The following is a 14,934-nucleotide window of genomic DNA, read 5'->3' on the forward strand; positions in this document are numbered from 1 at the left end:
TTTGAAAAGATACGTAGGGTGTGTTAGCGTCAGCATAACGCACCAAAACCTTGGAATCAGGTGCGTTACGGCTTACGCCTAACACACGCTACATACAGCACTTCCGGCAGCTATGAGGTACATCTTAAAAGCTGAAAGCGATGATAGGAGAGAGGTAAGGATAAAAACTATATTGCATAATAGCCGGAAGCGCTGTATACTTAGATTTTTTCATAAATCAAATCGGATTCCTATATGAATAACGCCCAAAGCATATAGAGAAATGATATGATATATAGTTTTTAGGATTTTGCAAGATTTCAACATTTTGAAAGCAAGTTTTGAGAAGATAGTAGCGTTACTCACAACTTATTCTCATAATTTATCAGTCCAACGAAAACTCATAAATCTCTAATGGCAAATTATCAGGGTCTTTAAAGAAAGTGAATTTCTTACCTGTAATTTCGTCAATTCTGATATTTTCTGTTTCTACACCTTGCAAGTTTAAGTAAAAAACAGTTTCCTCAATATCATCAACTTTAAAAGCAAGATGTCTTAAACCACAAGCTTCTGGCTTACTGGGCCGTTCTGGAGGATTTGGGAAAGAGAATAGCTCTATTTGAGCATTTTCTCCAACTTGTAAATCTAATTTATAAGAATGTCTCTCGGCGCGAAAAGTCTCTTGGATTATCGAAAAGCCTAAAACTTCTACATAAAATTTTTTTGAGCGATCATAGTCAGAACAAATGATAGCTACATGATCAATACCAGTAGTTTTCATAAAATCTAGGAGTTAAGAGTTATTTAGAGGCTTATTCTTGTAAAACGGTTTTTGATACAATTCTAGTTTTCTTGAGGTCTGCTTCAGAAAGTTCTTCTCCAGCTTGCAGCCGGGTGGCGGAAGTTTGCAACACTGTCGCGGCACCTTTATCTCCAATTTGTAAAGCAGTTTTGGCGGCTGTTTGTAGCATTGTGGCTGCACCAGTGCGATCGCCTTGTAGCAATTTCGCCTCGGCTAATTGGGTTTGGCGATACTTTGCTAATGCTAAAATAGAATGCTGTACATGGGCATTAGACGCTGGTTGATACGCCCGCACTACATCTGCATACACTGGCATGAGGGGCGAAAGTAAGCGTTCTTGGTTAACCATCGGGTCATCATAACGGATTTGCAGATGCCCGATCGCTTGTTTACCCTCTGGCAATTGTCCCAGATAAATGTTAGCCAAAACTACCCGTTCTAAATCCTGCATCAAATCTCCCAAACGCACAGCAAAGCTACCATCTGCTTCGGGTTCCACAGGTAACTCGATTGTGTCTGGGGCAACTTGGGCAATGGGTTTCAATTCTGCTAGTCGGACATTTGGCACTAGAGATAACAGCAAATAGGCATTAGTTAGCCCAATAGACTGAATCCGTCCAAAGAGTCGGCTAAACTGCTCTAAAGCTTGTTCGGGACGTTCAATATGAGCTAAAGTACCACCACCGACATCAGCAATTTTTTCTAGCAAATCCTGATTCCAGCTATTGCCAAATCCGAAAGTATTGATAGTTAGGTTCAGCTTGGCAGCCTTTTGCGCCAGTTTGAGACAGCGCTTGTTGTCATCTCGCCCAATATCCCACTTCCAAATCCGCAAACCGCTTTCACCATGCCCATCTGTCAGCAGAAACGCCTGGGAAACAGCGCCTCTTGTCCCCTTCATCAGTTCTGTAATTCCCAGTTCCAAACCCTCAGCGATCGCAGTGCCGCCGCTAGCGCTGAGTTTGCTTTTTATTTGAGATTTGACGCTTTCGGGATCTTCGATGACTTGGTTGGGGATAATGACTTCCGCAGAGCCAGAAAAAGCCACAACTGAGATGCGATCGCCAACTTTTAACTGATCGATTAATCCTTCTACTGCCTGAATCACCGTTTTAATCGGTTGTCCATGCATGGAACCACTTCTATCTAGAATCAAGCAGAGGTTAAGGGGCAGATTTTGGTCAAACTCGCCAGCGATCGCAAAAATCGTTATTGCTAGTTGACGCTGGCTACTTGTTTGAGCCACATCAACATTATTGTCATTTAACGCCGAGAGCAATTTAACTTTCATCTAAACCTAAGTTTACTGAGGAGGGGTATCTTGCAAAATTGTTTTGGAGACAATTCTGGTTTTCTTGCGATCGCTTTCAGATAAATCTCCACCAGATTGTAGCTGGGTGGCAGAAGTTTGCAACACCGTCGCCGCCCCCGTATCTCCCATTTGCAGCGCTGTTTTAGCAGCTGTTTGTAACATTGTCGCTGCACCAGAGCGATCGCCCTGTTGCAATTTCGTTTCGGCTAGCTGGGTTTGGCGATACTTAGCTAATGCCAAAATAGATTGTTGCACCTGGGGATTCGGATCTGCTTGGTAGTTTTTCACAACATGGGCATAAACGGAGATATTTGGTGTAACTAAACCTACCTTATTGGCGGCTGGATCGTCGTAGCGGACTTGCACATTAGCGATCGCTTGTTCACCACTTGGCAATTGTCCCAAATAAATATTAGCTAAAATAACTCGTTCTGCATCTTTCATTAAATCTCCCAACCGCACAGCGAAGCGTCCATCAGTTTCTTGTTGCAGTGGTAATTCAATTGTGTCTGGAGAAACTTGGGCAACAGGTTTAAGTTCTGCTAATCTCACATTGGGCATCAAAGAGAATAACAGATAAGCATTAGTCAATCCCACTGTTTGAATGCGGCTGAACAGGCGATTAAACTCTTCAACTGCCTGTTCAGGTTTTTGAATGTAAGATAAAGTACCTAAACCAGCATCAGCAATTTTTTCTAAAACATCTTGGTTCCAGTTGTCACCAAATCCCAGAGTGTTCAAAGTCAAATTATAGCTAGCAGCTAATTGGGCGAATTTCAAACAGCGATTGTTATCACCATGTTCATTTTCACCGTCAGTTAATAGGAAGGCTTGGGAAACAGTATCTTTTTTTCCCTTCGCCAACTCCTCAATCCCCAAACGCAATCCTTCATCAATTGCAGTTCCACCATCGGCGGCTAGGCGGTTAATTTGATTTTTGATTTTCTCTGGATTTTCGACACTTTGACTAGGTACTAAGACTTTGGCACGATGATCGAAAACTACAACACTGAGGCGATCGCTAGGATTAAGTCTATCTACCAGACGATTCGCCGCTTTTTTGACTGTTTCTAGCGATCGCCCATTCATCGAACCACTATGATCCAGAATCAAGCATAGATTAAGTGGCACATGGCGGTCTTGAGTCTCTGCGATCGCTGAAATCGAAATTCCCAACTGACGTTGACTATTCAGTTGATTCGCGTCCAAATTACCATCATTCAAGGCAGGCTGCAAACTAACCTTCATAACTCAAAGTCCCTACTCAGGATATACATATTAATAAATAACTTCAAAACACTACTTTAGCTCTACGGAAAACTTATCCAATATAATAATCAGAATATCTTACAAGCCAAGCATTGGCAGATGCGAAGCCACCTTCAGCATTAGGGAGAAATCCGCACCTTGAGGAAGGCTGGCATCGCGCTAGGATGTATTACAGTTAACGGCATAGTTTCAGGCGATCAGTTGCTATGGACATTTCCCCAATCAAAGCTGTTCAAGCCCCATATTACGGCGATAGCTCTTACCGGACACCACCGCCAGATTTACCTTCCCTCTTATTGAAGGAGCGAATAGTCTATATTGGGATGCCACTGGTGCCTGCTGTCACGGAACTAATCGTGGCCGAGTTGCTATTTTTGCAGTCAGACGACCCAGAAAAGCCCATTAAAATCTATATCAACTCCACCGGCACATCCGGTTACAGTGGCGAACCCATTGGCTTTGAAACCGAAGCCTTCGCCATCTTTGACACAATGAAATATATCAAGCCTCCGATCCACACCATCTGCGTCGGTTCTGCGATGGGTATGGCAGCCATGCTTCTCAGCGCTGGTACAAAAGGTTGCCGCGCTAGTTTGCCTCACTCTTCGATTATCCTGCATCAGCCCAAGAGCTACGCCCAAGGTCAAGCAACGGATATTCAAATTCGGGCAAGGGAAGTTTTGGTAAATAAAGGGGCATTAGTTGATATCTTACATCGCACCACAGGACAGCCCCCAGAAAAGATTATTAAAGACATGGATCGGCTGTTATATCTAACACCTTATGAAGCGAAGGAATACGGTCTAATTGACCGAGTTTTTGAGAAAGAAGAACTCGCAAATCCCCCACTTCCAGCCAGTGTCCTCTAATTTGTTCTTTGTCATTTGTCCTTTGTTAATAACCAAAAATTATTAATGACCAATGACCAATGACCAACGATCAATTGACTAATGACTAATTAAGAACGGAGTAAATTATGCCTATAGGCGTTCCTAAAGTTCCTTACCGGATGCCCGGAGGACAATATACAGATTGGATTAGCATTTACGATCGCCTTTACCGGGAACGGATTATATTCTTGGGGCGAGATATTGATGATGAAATTGCCAATCAAATTATTGCTGTAATGCTGTATCTGGACTCAGACGATCCAGGTAAAGATATTTATTTATACATCAATTCGCCAGGTGGAATGGTTACATCTGGCATGGCTATTTTTGATACCATGCAACATATCAAATCAGATGTGGTGACTATTTGCGTGGGTTTAGCCGCTTCAATGGGATCTTTCCTGTTGGCTGCTGGTACTAAGGGTAAACGGCTTGCATTGCCTCATTCACGGATTATGATTCACCAACCTTCAGGTGGAACTCGTGGACAAGCAACCGATATCGAAATCGAAGCTAGAGAGATTCTGCGGATTCGTCACCAGCTTAATGGCATTTATGCCGATAAAACCGGTCAGACCATAGCAAAAATTGAAAAAGATATGGATCGTGACTTTTTCATGTCTGCTGAAGAGGCGAAAGAATACGGTTTAATTGACCGTGTGATTGAAGAACGAACCTCTATCGTACCAGAGTAGAGGGGGCAGAGGGCAGGGAGCAGGGGGCAGGGGGAGAAGGGAGGAGAAGTTACAGAAAGTCTTTTCCCAATTCCCAATTCCCCATTCCCCATTTTCAATGCCCAAACAAATTGTCAACATTGAACTTTAAAATAGAACATTAGCCTTTATCATTAATATTCCAGGCTTGAAGCTGATAATAGACAGATAATAGCCGATAGCTAAATATTGGATAGCTCATAGCTCAAGATGGATCTTGGAGATTGCTACCGTTTGCTAGGTTTAAGATCGGGAGCTTCTTTTGCTGAAATCAAAGCGTCTTACCGACGATTGGCGCAGCAATATCATCCCGATATCAACCCAAATGACAACAAAGCCAAAGATAAGTTTATTGCCTTGACGGAGGCTTACAAACTCCTGCTGACAGTAGTATTGCCAGAAGAAACTACTGTATATTCAAGTCAGGTGTCAACATCTGGTGGGTGTGATGGTGTTAAGGTAACGCAGCGACAGAAAACAACATTCACAACGGTGACAAGCCAAGAAGTAGGGAAATCAAAGCCGCCGAATCTGTTGGAAATAGAAGAACGGCTGAAGTGGAAGACTTATGAGCAATTGCAGAGATTTTTGCAAGAAAGACGATTTCCGCAAGCGATCGCACTGGTAGAAGCTTTAGCAGATCGTTTGTCAACAGATGCAGAAGTTCGCCAATGGCAAGCGATCGCTTATCAAATTTGGGGACGGGCATTAATTTCCGAAAACCAACTGCTCAAAGCCAGGATTTATCTTAAAAAAGCTTTGAAAACAGACCCACATAATAAAAGTCTCTGGTACGAAGTGCAGCGAGATTTCCAACGCTTAGAACAAATTTTTTAAAGATTTACAAAATTTTAAATCTTGTTTCCAGATAAACTCAAGTTTGTGGTAAGAACTTTAGTCCTAATAAAGCTTGTTATAAGTGATAAATAGCTCACTACGAACTAGGATTTTGTAGATTCAATTTATATAACTCTCGGTAAGCGTATATCTCAGAGTCTAAAGACTCTGAGATATAAGCATTACGAATTACCGTAGTCCGCGCAACACCGCTCCTAATGTAGCTATTCCCTCAACAATCTTCTGTGTTGGCTGAAAGCTAAAAGCTAACCTGATTGAATCATCTCCCTGTCCATTGGCATAGCAGCGAGTTCCTGGCAGAAAACTGATGCCATGTTCATTGGCAGCGATGAGGAGTGCTTTGGCGCTGATATCTGGTGGTAATTTACACCAAACAAAGAAGCCACCATTGGGACGCAAAGCGACTACATCACTGGGAAACTCTTGAGCGATCGCTTCTAACAACAAATTGCACTTATGCTTGTAGCAAGCGATTAGCTCCTGAGTGTGATTCTCTAGTTTCCCTGTGGCACAATAACGAGCGACCACATGGCTGACAAATGGCCCCACAGGCCCCTCACTTTTGAACATCGCCAGTCGCTCAATAATCGCTGGATCGCCACAAGCCCAGCCCAGTCGGATACCAGGTGCAATAATTTTCGAGAAGGTACTCACATATAATACCCACCCTTCTTGGTCTAGGGTTGCCAAGGAGGGCATTGTTTCCCCTTGGAAGCGCAAATCGCTATAAGCATCGTCTTCCACTATGAGAACGCCATACTCAGCCGCTAATGCTACCAGCTTTTGGCGGCGAAATAACGGCATAGTAGCGCCTGTGGGATTATGAAAGGTAGGAATAGTATAAATAAATCGGGGTCGGATGCCCTGTTTCTTCAAATCGTTCAATGTTACTTCTAGGGCATCTACATCCATTCCCAACTCATCCACAGGAATGGTAATTATGCGTGCGCCAGCGTGGACAAATCTGGTAACGACTCCCAAGAACGTTGGCCCTTCCACAATTACCACATCACCAGGTTCCACAAACACATCTGGTAGCAAGCCGAGAATCTGACCAGAACCGTAGCCAATGATTAGGCGATCGCGATCGGCAGTGATTCCCTTAGCCTGTAAGCGGAGGATAATTTGCTCATACAGTTGAGCAGAAGGTGGGCCGTAATTGAGAGCGATCGGAGCCTCTTCTGCCAGCACAACAGCACTTGCAGCAGCCAAGTCAGCGTGAGGAAAGAGAATTGGGTCGGCTAAACCGTAGGCAAAGCTGACAGTGACGATTTTGCTTAACTCTGTACCGTAGGTTGGTGGTGCGAGGTTTTTTGCTCGTTCAGCGAACAAATCAGTAATTCGGTAAGCAGGGGTTGTAGAAACCATAAGTAGTTCAAAATTGGAAGTCAGAATACAGAACACACAAGAAGAAAATTGGCGAAAAGCCAGGTTGGAAACTTCTTGCGATCACGACTTTTCACGAGAGTGGCGGTCTTAAAATTTTGTTCATCGTCCAGAATTAATGGTAGATTTTGGCTACTGACGGATGTATTCTTTCTTATAACATCATCACGAGTATCGTGAATATTGACTGATAGAACGGAATTACTACCGTGAAATTAATTAACCTCAAGTGGCGGCAGCTAATTCTCAGCTTAGGCTGTCTACTACTGATTATTGGCTGTAAAAGTTTCTATCCCACCAATAACCCAGATGCTATACCTCTTAGGGTGGCGACAGATCCCACTTTTGTCCCTTTTGAAATTCAAAAGGCTAGCGGGGACTTAGAAGGCTTTGATATCGATTTAATGAATGCGTTGGCGCAGCCCGCCGCAGGCATCGCTAAAGTAGCAGGTTTTGTAGTGCAGTTTGAAAGTCTGCCCTTTGATGGCATGATTTCGACCTTGCAAGCTAAAAGAGTCGATGCAGCAATTAGTGGAATTACCATTACCACCGAACGCCTGAAAACAATTGCTTTTTCACGACCTTATTTTAAAGCCGGACTAGCGATCGCTGTCCGCGAAGATAACCAAAATATTAGAGACTTCAATAGTCTCAAAGGGAAAAAAATCGCTGTCCAAATTGGTTCCACTGGGGCAGATTTTGCCAAAACCATCCCCAACGCCAAAATTAGTACTTTTAATTCTGGGCCAGAATTTTTCCAAGACTTGCTCAATGGCAACGTTGATGCTGTGGTTAGCGATGCTTTCGCAACTTTGTATGCAATTAAAAATGGCAAACTCAAAGGCATCAGAGTTGTTAGCAATCTGCTTACTGAAGAATACTACGGGATTGCCACACCTAAAAACTCCCCTCATTTAGATGCAATTAACAAAGGTATAGCGACTTTGTTATCCAATGGCACTTACAAGCAAATTTATCAAAAATGGTTTAACGCCGAACCCCCGCAATTGCCAGACTCTTGAGCATTGGGTACTGGGTACTAGAGACTGGAAATTGGGGATTGAGGATTGATATTTGAAACTCTTCCCTAGTCCCCAGTCCCCAGTCCCTATGCCCCATTCCCCACAATATATTAAATATTTATCTAATATGCGTCACAATTAATACTGCCACCAAAATTTATTGATAAACTACAATCTCTTGTAAGTCTACTTTAGTCAGGGACAGCCAATTATGGCACCTTGGATCTTAGTAGCTAGAAGCACCTTGGAGCGGGAATAAAGGAACTTCCACTATGCTGATTTGCCCTCAGTGTAAATTTGAAAACCCCAATAGCAACAAATTCTGTCAAAGCTGTGGCACATCCCTGACCCACAAAGTTTGTCCTGAATGCAGTACCGAAGATGTCCCTGTCAATGCACTACGTTGTCATAACTGTGGCGCGGAATGTGGAACAGTGTTTTGGGCAATTATTGCTAAAAAAATACCTGCCGAAGCTTTGGCAGTAGAGAGAGAGCCGGAAAATATGGGATTAGCGGGAGATCAGGAAACAATATCCTCCTCATCTCCACTATCCCCTACTTCCCACATTGCATTAGGCTCCTATTTAGACTCTCAAGAGCGTTATCAATTGTTAGATCCGCTACCTGTCCAAACGGAAAGTAGCGCCATTACTGATGTAGGTGTGAGAGTTCTAGACTGTCAGCCTTATGAAATATCATGCATTGAGGCAATGCTAGCAAGTCAGCAATCAGATTTGCTAACGCCATCAATAGAAGCGAATGGAATTCCTCACCTTGCTAAACTTTATATCGCCTTACAATCCCAAGGTCAGCGCGAGATACCAGTAATTCACGATGCATGGCAGCAGGGGGATATACAGGTAGTGATAATTGAAGACCGCTCACATTGGCAGCCTTTACTCGACCTGTGGCAAGAAGAAACAACAAATTCGTTAAAAATTTTACACTGGTGTTATCAAATGGCCCAACTTTGGGCATTGTTGGAACCAGTAAATTGTCGTCAAAGCCTTTTAGATTTATCGAATTTGCGATTGGATGAAGACCAAACGCTGGCGCTACAAAGGTTGTATGTAGAATCATCAAGTTCTCTGCCAGCTACCGAGTCGCCAGAAGATACCGAAGCCCAAACATCTGCTATTCCAGACGAGCCGTTAACCATTCAAGCTTTGGGGCGGGCTTGGCAAACGCTATTTAGGCAATCTCAACGCACTCAATTTGGCTCTGTAGTCAAGATGTTAGGGGATTTAGATGTAGGTAAGATTCACACGATCGCACAATTGCGATCGCGTTTGGAAGAAATCTCTATTGAACTAGAAGCACTAGGAACCGCAACTCTGCCCCCAATAAAGGAGAAAAATACTGCTGTGCCCACTATGCCGCAATCAGATGAACCAGAAGATATCATTAGCAGAATTGATGATATGCCAACTGTTGTGCTGGCGATGCAGTTAAGTAGTTTGGAAGATGCAGGACGCACAGATGTGGGTCGTCAACGTCATCATAACGAAGACTACTTTGGCATTGAAACCAAAATTCAGAAGTTGGAGTTGCCTAAAAGTCGAGTTCTGGAAGGGCATGGTTTGTATATTCTCTGCGACGGCATGGGTGGACACGCTGGCGGCGAGATAGCCAGTGAGTTAGCAGTCAATACCCTCCGGCAATATTTTCAAGAACACTGGATTGCTAACCAACTGCCAACAGAGGATAGTATTCGTGAGGCAGTGTATTTAGCTAATGAGGCAATTTACAAACTCAATCAACAAGATGCCCGTTCTGGAGTGGGGCGTATGGGTACAACCCTGGTAATGCTCTTAATTCAAGATACTCAAGCAGTAGTTGCCCATGTGGGAGATAGCCGTCTCTATCGCCTGACACGCAAGCGGGGACTAGAACAAGTCACAGTAGACCACGAAGTTGGGCAACGGGAAATTACGCGTGGAGTGGAAGCAAGCATAGCTTACGCCCGCCCTGATGCCTACCAACTCACCCAAGCCTTGGGGCCTCGCGATCAAAACTCGATTAATCCCGATGTCGGCTTTTTCGAGATTAATGAAGATACCCTTTTGCTGTTGGCATCGGACGGTCTATCAGATAATGATTTACTAGAAGCCCATTGGCACACTCATTTAGAACCCTTACTTAGTTCGGGCGCTAACTTAGAACAGGGTGTTACAAACTTAATTGAGTTGGGGAACCAACACAATGGTCATGACAACATTACTGGTATAATTATTCGGGCAAAAGTTCGTCCAAATCTGGAAAGTTAAAAATAAATGGGAATGGGGAATTGAGAATGGGACATAAGATATGGGTAATAAAAAAATCACTAATTCCCTGTAGATATATCTTCAAATTAACCTGAAAGCCTTATATCTCAAGGGTTAAAACTCAATTTACGTATAGTTTAATACTAAATTCCCCATTCCCCATTCCCAATCCCCTAATCCATTTAGCTTGTAGGTTTGTATTGTGGTTAGTCTGACTCTGTTAGAACCGCAACAGAAAACGCCCCTCCAGCAGTGGTGCTTTGAGAACTCTTCCATAATTCGGATTGGTCGAGCGGCAGATAATCACGTTGTTTTAACTGATAGTTTAGTTTCGCGGCATCATCTAGAACTGAGACAAGTTGATTCTGCCGATAATGACGGTGGTTGGCGGCTGATTAGTCAGGGTACAAATGGGACTTTCCTCAATGGTATCCTTGTGATTCAGAGTCCGTTACCAGATAATTCCCTTCTGCAACTGGCGCAGGGAGGGCCAATATTGCAATTCCAAATTCAAGAGGTAACAGTACTGGAAACGGGTTTGCGATCGCTACAAATGCAAGGTACAGAAGAAAACGCCGTTGCAACAGTCTACTCAGCCGAAGGTAAATACACTTGCAAGCACGAAGGTAACTCTCCGAACAATCTGTTTTGCATCCACTGCGGCCAACCTCTCTCAGTACAACAGAAAATTAGCCATTATCAGGTGTTGCGAACTCTCGGACAAGGAGGTATGGGTACTACTTATCTCGCTTGGGATGGGGCTGGTCAGATTGGGAGTATTCCACGACTGCTGGTGTTGAAGCAAATGAATGCTGATATGGTAAAAATTGCCAAGGCTCAAGAATTATTTGAGCGGGAGGCGCATACTCTCAAATCCCTTAACCATCCGGGAATTCCCAAATATTACGACTTCTTTGTAGAAGCCGGAAAAAAATACTTGGCAATGGAACTAATCCAGGGACAAGATTTAGAGAAACGTGTCTATACCACTGGGCCAGTTACGCCAAGCCAAGCGATCGCTTGGATGATTCAAACCTGCGATATTTTAGAATATCTTCATAGCCAAGAGCCGCCACTGATTCACCGCGATATTAAACCCGCCAACTTAATGGTGCGAAGTTCACTAAACCGCATAGTAGTGCTGGATTTTGGCGCAGTTAAGGAAATTGGCACTGCGCCCGGTACTCGCATTGGTGCAGAAGGTTATTGCGCTCCTGAACAAGAACGGGGACAACCTTTGACTCAATCTGATTTGTATGCAATTGGGCCAACGATAATTTTTCTGCTCACAGGCGAAAACCCTTTCAAGTATTACCGCCAACGGGGGCGAAACTTCAGGTTTGATGTGGCAAAAGTTCCCACCATCAGTTCGCAATTAAGAGATGTAATCGATCGCGCTACAGAACCATTGCCACGCGATCGCTACCAAACTGCAAAGGAATTAGCTGCGGCCTTAGCTGCTTGTCAATAGGGGAATGGGGACTGGGTATTGGCGACTGGGTATTAGGGAATGGGCACTGAGTGTTAGCAGTTAAAAGAATTATTTCCTAGTCCCCAGTCCCCAGCCACCAGTCCCTAATCTCTATTCTTCATCCCAAGTTTCTACAGCTAGCAATTCACTAACTGGGTCTTGCATACTAAAACCAAAGTCAAGCAGTTCCTGTTTCCAGTGTTGCCATTCATTACCATAGAGCAAGGCGATTTTCCAGATGCTATCGCTTGGCTTGATAATATTAGATTCTATGAGTGATTGCACGTTGCGCTGCAATTTCACCATTGGGTGAATCACTTGCTGAGTCATAACCTCGATTGAATTCAGATTTTGTTGGTAAATACTTAATTAAAACTGCTTCCCACTGTGCAATTGTTGCCGGGTCGTAGAGTGGTGTAATTTTGGTAAAGCTAGTCTTAACTTTCTAACTATACCATAACAAACTCTACTAAACTACTGGCAAATTCGGTTTTGTACGGTAATTACCACCACAAAATCCCAATTCCACCAAGCAGTCCTGAAACTTTTTGCCGAAGTTGGGCAAATTTGTGGACACCGAGCAAAACAACTTGTCCCCTGGGAGATTCACTAAGTGGTGAGACAGAGGACGACTAGGAAAACTCTATTTGTTTGGATCGCGAAAAATATGTTTGCTTGTTGAAAAACCCATAGGAAACGGGCTAGTTTAAAGGTTTTTGACTTATAGGGAAATTTGCAATTGAGTAGAAATTGCCACTGCTTCTTTTCATTTAAACGTTATTACAATATCGCAAACATCTAGCATTGGGTGGAATCATGGCAAATCTTTATATAATCTTGATATTCTGTCTAGGTGTATGAGAGGGTTTTGCTTTGAATCATAGGAGCGATCGCACGGCTAAATTATGGGTATAGCATGGGCTTACCATAAAGTTCCTCGGTCTTCAGAGTCAGCTTTTAAAGTTTGTTTGACATCCTCCCATCACTAATCAGGAGTACCTGATGTAGCGGGGGATTCCAAAGATCGCTCTTTGGGTTTCCTCTTTCCACGAGTTGACTTGCTTGAAGGAGTTGCCTCACTCAAGTATTGGTCAGTCTCTCCAGAGGCGTTAGTTCCGACGTGACCCGCCGTACTCAGACCTTTTTCTAATATGTTACGCGCTGCGTTCCAATCACGGTCTTGGGTATGTCCACAATGAAGACAAACATGAGTTCTAGTGCTAAGAGTTTTCTTAACAGTTTGACCACAGTTAGAGCAATCTTGTGAAGTGTAGTGAGGAGGCACTGCAACAGTTACCACACCAAAGACCTTGCCAAAATACTCAACCCATTGCCGGAACAAAGACCACGACGCATCACTAATAGATTTAGCCAAGCGATGATTCTTGACCATATTACGCACCTTCAAATCCTCATACGCCACGAGGTCGTTAGACCTCACCACGCACCTTGCTGTCTTAACGGCAAAGTCTTTACGCTGGCGACTTACTTTGAGGTGCTTACGTGCAAGTTTATTTATAAACTTAATTCTGTTTTGAGAACCTTTCTTAGTCCTAGACATCCGGCGTTGCAGCCGTTTCAAAGACTTCTCACTCTTACGAAGATGTCTAGGATTTGCAACTGTTTCACCGTTGCTATCGGTGTAGAAATGGCTCAAACCAACATCAATACCAATGGTTTTACCCGTTGGTTCGCGCCTCTCTACTCGTTCTTGGTCAATGCAGAATTGGCAATAATACCCGTCTGCACGACGCACAACCCGCACTCTCTTAAACTGCTTGAGTTGATAAAAGTGCAGGTCACGAGTTCCCCAGAGTTTAAAGGTTCCTGCTTTGAAACCATCGGTGAAAGTGATATACCTGCGGTCGTCGGAAAGTCGCCACCCACAGGTTTTGTACTCTACAGAACCATGTGTCTGTTCTTTCTTGAACTTTGGAAATCCCTTCTTCCACGCTTTGCCTTTTTTGCAGTTGTCAAAAAACCGAGCAATAGCAGACCACGCTCTTTCAGCGCTGGCTTGACGAGCCATCGAGTTCAGCTTGGATACCCAAGGAAACTCAATATTATTCGCAAGTACAGCGCAATAGGCACTCAACTCGTATCTACCAACACCGACGTTATCCATCCAATATCTGACGCAAGCATTGCGAACGAAACGCGCAGTTCTAATTGCTTCATCAAGCAATTGATACTGCAAGTCTTGCCCCTCAAGTTTTGCTTTAAATACCAGCATATTTACGTCAGAGATACTTACGCAAATTATAACATAGAAATTGCAAAAAATTCAACTATTCCCTCTCCCTCACTGGCTTTCAGCCAGTCATGGTCAGGGAATGTTGAGTTTTTTGCCCTCGATTCATCTCGCCGCCAAATCAAAGATTATGGCGGGAGCCTTCTCTCCGAATCTAGGTAAAAAATTTTTAGCCAAGATGTTAGTTTTTGTTGAGCAGATGGGTATCCTCAAAACGGGAGGGTTGCTGACACCTAACTATTTACCGCAGCAATAATTTATACATGGCTGGTTCAGACGAAGCATACCTAATCGTCCGCAAAAAGCAGATTGAGCGGCGACAAAAGATTTTAACGATAGTATCGATGTTCTTATTTTTTGGTTCTACGGTATTTGCAGTCATTCCAGCAATCCAACAGGCTAGTCAACCTAAGCCTATAACTGCGTCTGCTTCTGCTGAGTCAGTATTACAGCAACAGGCGCGGGGCTACGAGATGGTTTTACAACGAGAACCAGAAAATCAACTTGCTTTGGAAAAACTGTCTGTGCTGCGGTTGCAATTGAAGGATGCTAAGGGCGCGATGGAACCTTTAGAGAAGTTGGTGAAGTTGCGTCCCGATCGGCAAGATTACAAAGTTGTATTAGAGCGGATTAGGAAGCAACAGAGTCAAAGAGAGGGGAATAGCGATCGCAGCACGAATAACCAGCCAAAATCTAATTAAAAACTTGACTTTA

General features: G+C 43.6%; 14 protein-coding genes. 8 read left to right on the forward strand and 6 right to left on the reverse strand.

The features are described 5' to 3' along the window. Positions 1-364 precede the first annotated feature (364 nt). From gloA2 to V7K55_RS16395, 3 genes are read right to left on the reverse strand one after another with little or no spacing between them, the layout of a single operon-like run. Positions 365-760, reverse strand: coding sequence for an SMU1112c/YaeR family gloxylase I-like metalloprotein (gene gloA2 / locus V7K55_RS16385; RefSeq protein ID WP_334833036.1), 396 nt, complete (start codon positions 758-760; stop codon positions 365-367). Between the two features lie 31 nt (positions 761-791). Beyond that, positions 792-2,072 (reverse strand): vWA domain-containing protein, encoded by a 1,281-nt coding sequence (locus tag V7K55_RS16390; protein ID WP_334833038.1) that lies wholly within the window; start codon positions 2,070-2,072, stop codon positions 792-794. Positions 2,073-2,084: 12 nt separating this feature from the next. Next, the gene (locus V7K55_RS16395) at positions 2,085-3,341 is read right to left on the reverse strand and encodes a vWA domain-containing protein (RefSeq protein ID WP_334833040.1); all 1,257 of its coding nucleotides are present in this window, start codon (positions 3,339-3,341) and stop codon (positions 2,085-2,087) included. A gap of 227 nt (positions 3,342-3,568) precedes the next feature. Here V7K55_RS16395 and V7K55_RS16400 point away from each other — a divergent pair, with 227 nt between their 5' ends. From V7K55_RS16400 to V7K55_RS16410, 3 genes are all read left to right on the forward strand, one after another. Further along, on the forward strand, positions 3,569-4,231 hold the full coding sequence (locus V7K55_RS16400; protein ID WP_334833042.1) for an ATP-dependent Clp protease proteolytic subunit: 663 nt from the start codon (positions 3,569-3,571) through the stop codon (positions 4,229-4,231). A gap of 107 nt (positions 4,232-4,338) precedes the next feature. Further along, positions 4,339-4,947 carry an ATP-dependent Clp protease proteolytic subunit gene (locus V7K55_RS16405; RefSeq protein ID WP_094329545.1) on the forward strand — a complete coding sequence of 203 codons (609 nt, stop codon included), beginning with the start codon at positions 4,339-4,341 and terminating at the stop codon, positions 4,945-4,947. Positions 4,948-5,175: 228 nt separating this feature from the next. Further along, positions 5,176-5,802 (forward strand): J domain-containing protein, encoded by a 627-nt coding sequence (locus V7K55_RS16410; RefSeq protein WP_334833045.1) that lies wholly within the window; start codon positions 5,176-5,178, stop codon positions 5,800-5,802. 189 nt (positions 5,803-5,991) lie between these two features. Here the strand turns inward: V7K55_RS16410 and V7K55_RS16415 are convergent, their stop codons facing one another. After that, positions 5,992-7,191, reverse strand: coding sequence for an aminotransferase-like domain-containing protein (locus V7K55_RS16415; RefSeq protein ID WP_334833047.1), 1,200 nt, complete (start codon positions 7,189-7,191; stop codon positions 5,992-5,994). 227 nt (positions 7,192-7,418) lie between these two features. Here V7K55_RS16415 and V7K55_RS16420 point away from each other — a divergent pair, with 227 nt between their 5' ends. The 3 genes from V7K55_RS16420 (at position 7,419) to V7K55_RS16430 (ending at position 11,969) form a co-directional block, all read left to right on the forward strand. Beyond that, positions 7,419-8,231, forward strand: coding sequence for a basic amino acid ABC transporter substrate-binding protein (locus tag V7K55_RS16420; protein WP_334833049.1), 813 nt, complete (start codon positions 7,419-7,421; stop codon positions 8,229-8,231). Between the two features lie 272 nt (positions 8,232-8,503). Beyond that, positions 8,504-10,498: a serine/threonine phosphatase gene (locus V7K55_RS16425; RefSeq protein WP_334833051.1), complete on the forward strand. Its 1,995-nt coding sequence runs from the start codon at positions 8,504-8,506 to the stop codon at positions 10,496-10,498. A gap of 202 nt (positions 10,499-10,700) precedes the next feature. Beyond that, complete coding sequence (locus V7K55_RS16430) at positions 10,701-11,969, forward strand: protein kinase domain-containing protein (protein WP_334833053.1); 1,269 nt, start codon at positions 10,701-10,703, stop codon at positions 11,967-11,969. A gap of 111 nt (positions 11,970-12,080) precedes the next feature. Here the strand turns inward: V7K55_RS16430 and V7K55_RS16435 are convergent, their stop codons facing one another. Both V7K55_RS16435 and V7K55_RS16440 read right to left on the reverse strand, forming a co-directional pair. Next, entirely contained in the window at positions 12,081-12,299 is a 219-nt protein-coding gene (locus V7K55_RS16435; RefSeq protein ID WP_012407469.1) for a DUF4327 family protein, read from the reverse strand. 655 nt (positions 12,300-12,954) lie between these two features. Further along, positions 12,955-14,202, reverse strand: coding sequence for an RNA-guided endonuclease InsQ/TnpB family protein (locus V7K55_RS16440; RefSeq protein WP_334833055.1), 1,248 nt, complete (start codon positions 14,200-14,202; stop codon positions 12,955-12,957). A gap of 40 nt (positions 14,203-14,242) precedes the next feature. Between V7K55_RS16440 and V7K55_RS16445 the strand changes: the two genes are divergently transcribed. Both V7K55_RS16445 and V7K55_RS16450 read left to right on the forward strand, forming a co-directional pair. Continuing rightward, positions 14,243-14,476, forward strand: coding sequence for a hypothetical protein (locus V7K55_RS16445; protein WP_334833057.1), 234 nt, complete (start codon positions 14,243-14,245; stop codon positions 14,474-14,476). A gap of 7 nt (positions 14,477-14,483) precedes the next feature. Then, positions 14,484-14,921, forward strand: coding sequence for a tetratricopeptide repeat protein (locus tag V7K55_RS16450; RefSeq protein WP_334833059.1), 438 nt, complete (start codon positions 14,484-14,486; stop codon positions 14,919-14,921). Positions 14,922-14,934: the final 13 nt, after the last annotated feature.

Source organism: Nostoc sp., assembly GCF_036919895.1.
GTDB lineage: Bacteria > Cyanobacteriota > Cyanobacteriia > Cyanobacteriales > Nostocaceae > Nostoc.

What these genes read in the sequence shown, in the direction of transcription:
- gloA2 (WP_334833036.1), bottom strand. Translation starts at nt 760, where the DNA reads ATGAAAACTACTGGTATTGATCATGTAGCTATCATTTGTTCTGACTAT.
- V7K55_RS16390 (WP_334833038.1), bottom strand. Translation starts at nt 2,072, where the DNA reads ATGAAAGTTAAATTGCTCTCGGCGTTAAATGACAATAATGTTGATGTG.
- V7K55_RS16395 (WP_334833040.1), bottom strand. Translation starts at nt 3,341, where the DNA reads ATGAAGGTTAGTTTGCAGCCTGCCTTGAATGATGGTAATTTGGACGCG.
- V7K55_RS16400 (WP_334833042.1), top strand. Translation starts at nt 3,569, where the DNA reads ATGGACATTTCCCCAATCAAAGCTGTTCAAGCCCCATATTACGGCGAT.
- V7K55_RS16405 (WP_094329545.1), top strand. Translation starts at nt 4,339, where the DNA reads ATGCCTATAGGCGTTCCTAAAGTTCCTTACCGGATGCCCGGAGGACAA.
- V7K55_RS16410 (WP_334833045.1), top strand. Translation starts at nt 5,176, where the DNA reads ATGGATCTTGGAGATTGCTACCGTTTGCTAGGTTTAAGATCGGGAGCT.
- V7K55_RS16415 (WP_334833047.1), bottom strand. Translation starts at nt 7,191, where the DNA reads ATGGTTTCTACAACCCCTGCTTACCGAATTACTGATTTGTTCGCTGAA.
- V7K55_RS16425 (WP_334833051.1), top strand. Translation starts at nt 8,504, where the DNA reads ATGCTGATTTGCCCTCAGTGTAAATTTGAAAACCCCAATAGCAACAAA.
- V7K55_RS16435 (WP_012407469.1), bottom strand. Translation starts at nt 12,299, where the DNA reads ATGACTCAGCAAGTGATTCACCCAATGGTGAAATTGCAGCGCAACGTG.
- V7K55_RS16440 (WP_334833055.1), bottom strand. Translation starts at nt 14,202, where the DNA reads ATGCTGGTATTTAAAGCAAAACTTGAGGGGCAAGACTTGCAGTATCAA.
- V7K55_RS16450 (WP_334833059.1), top strand. Translation starts at nt 14,484, where the DNA reads ATGGCTGGTTCAGACGAAGCATACCTAATCGTCCGCAAAAAGCAGATT.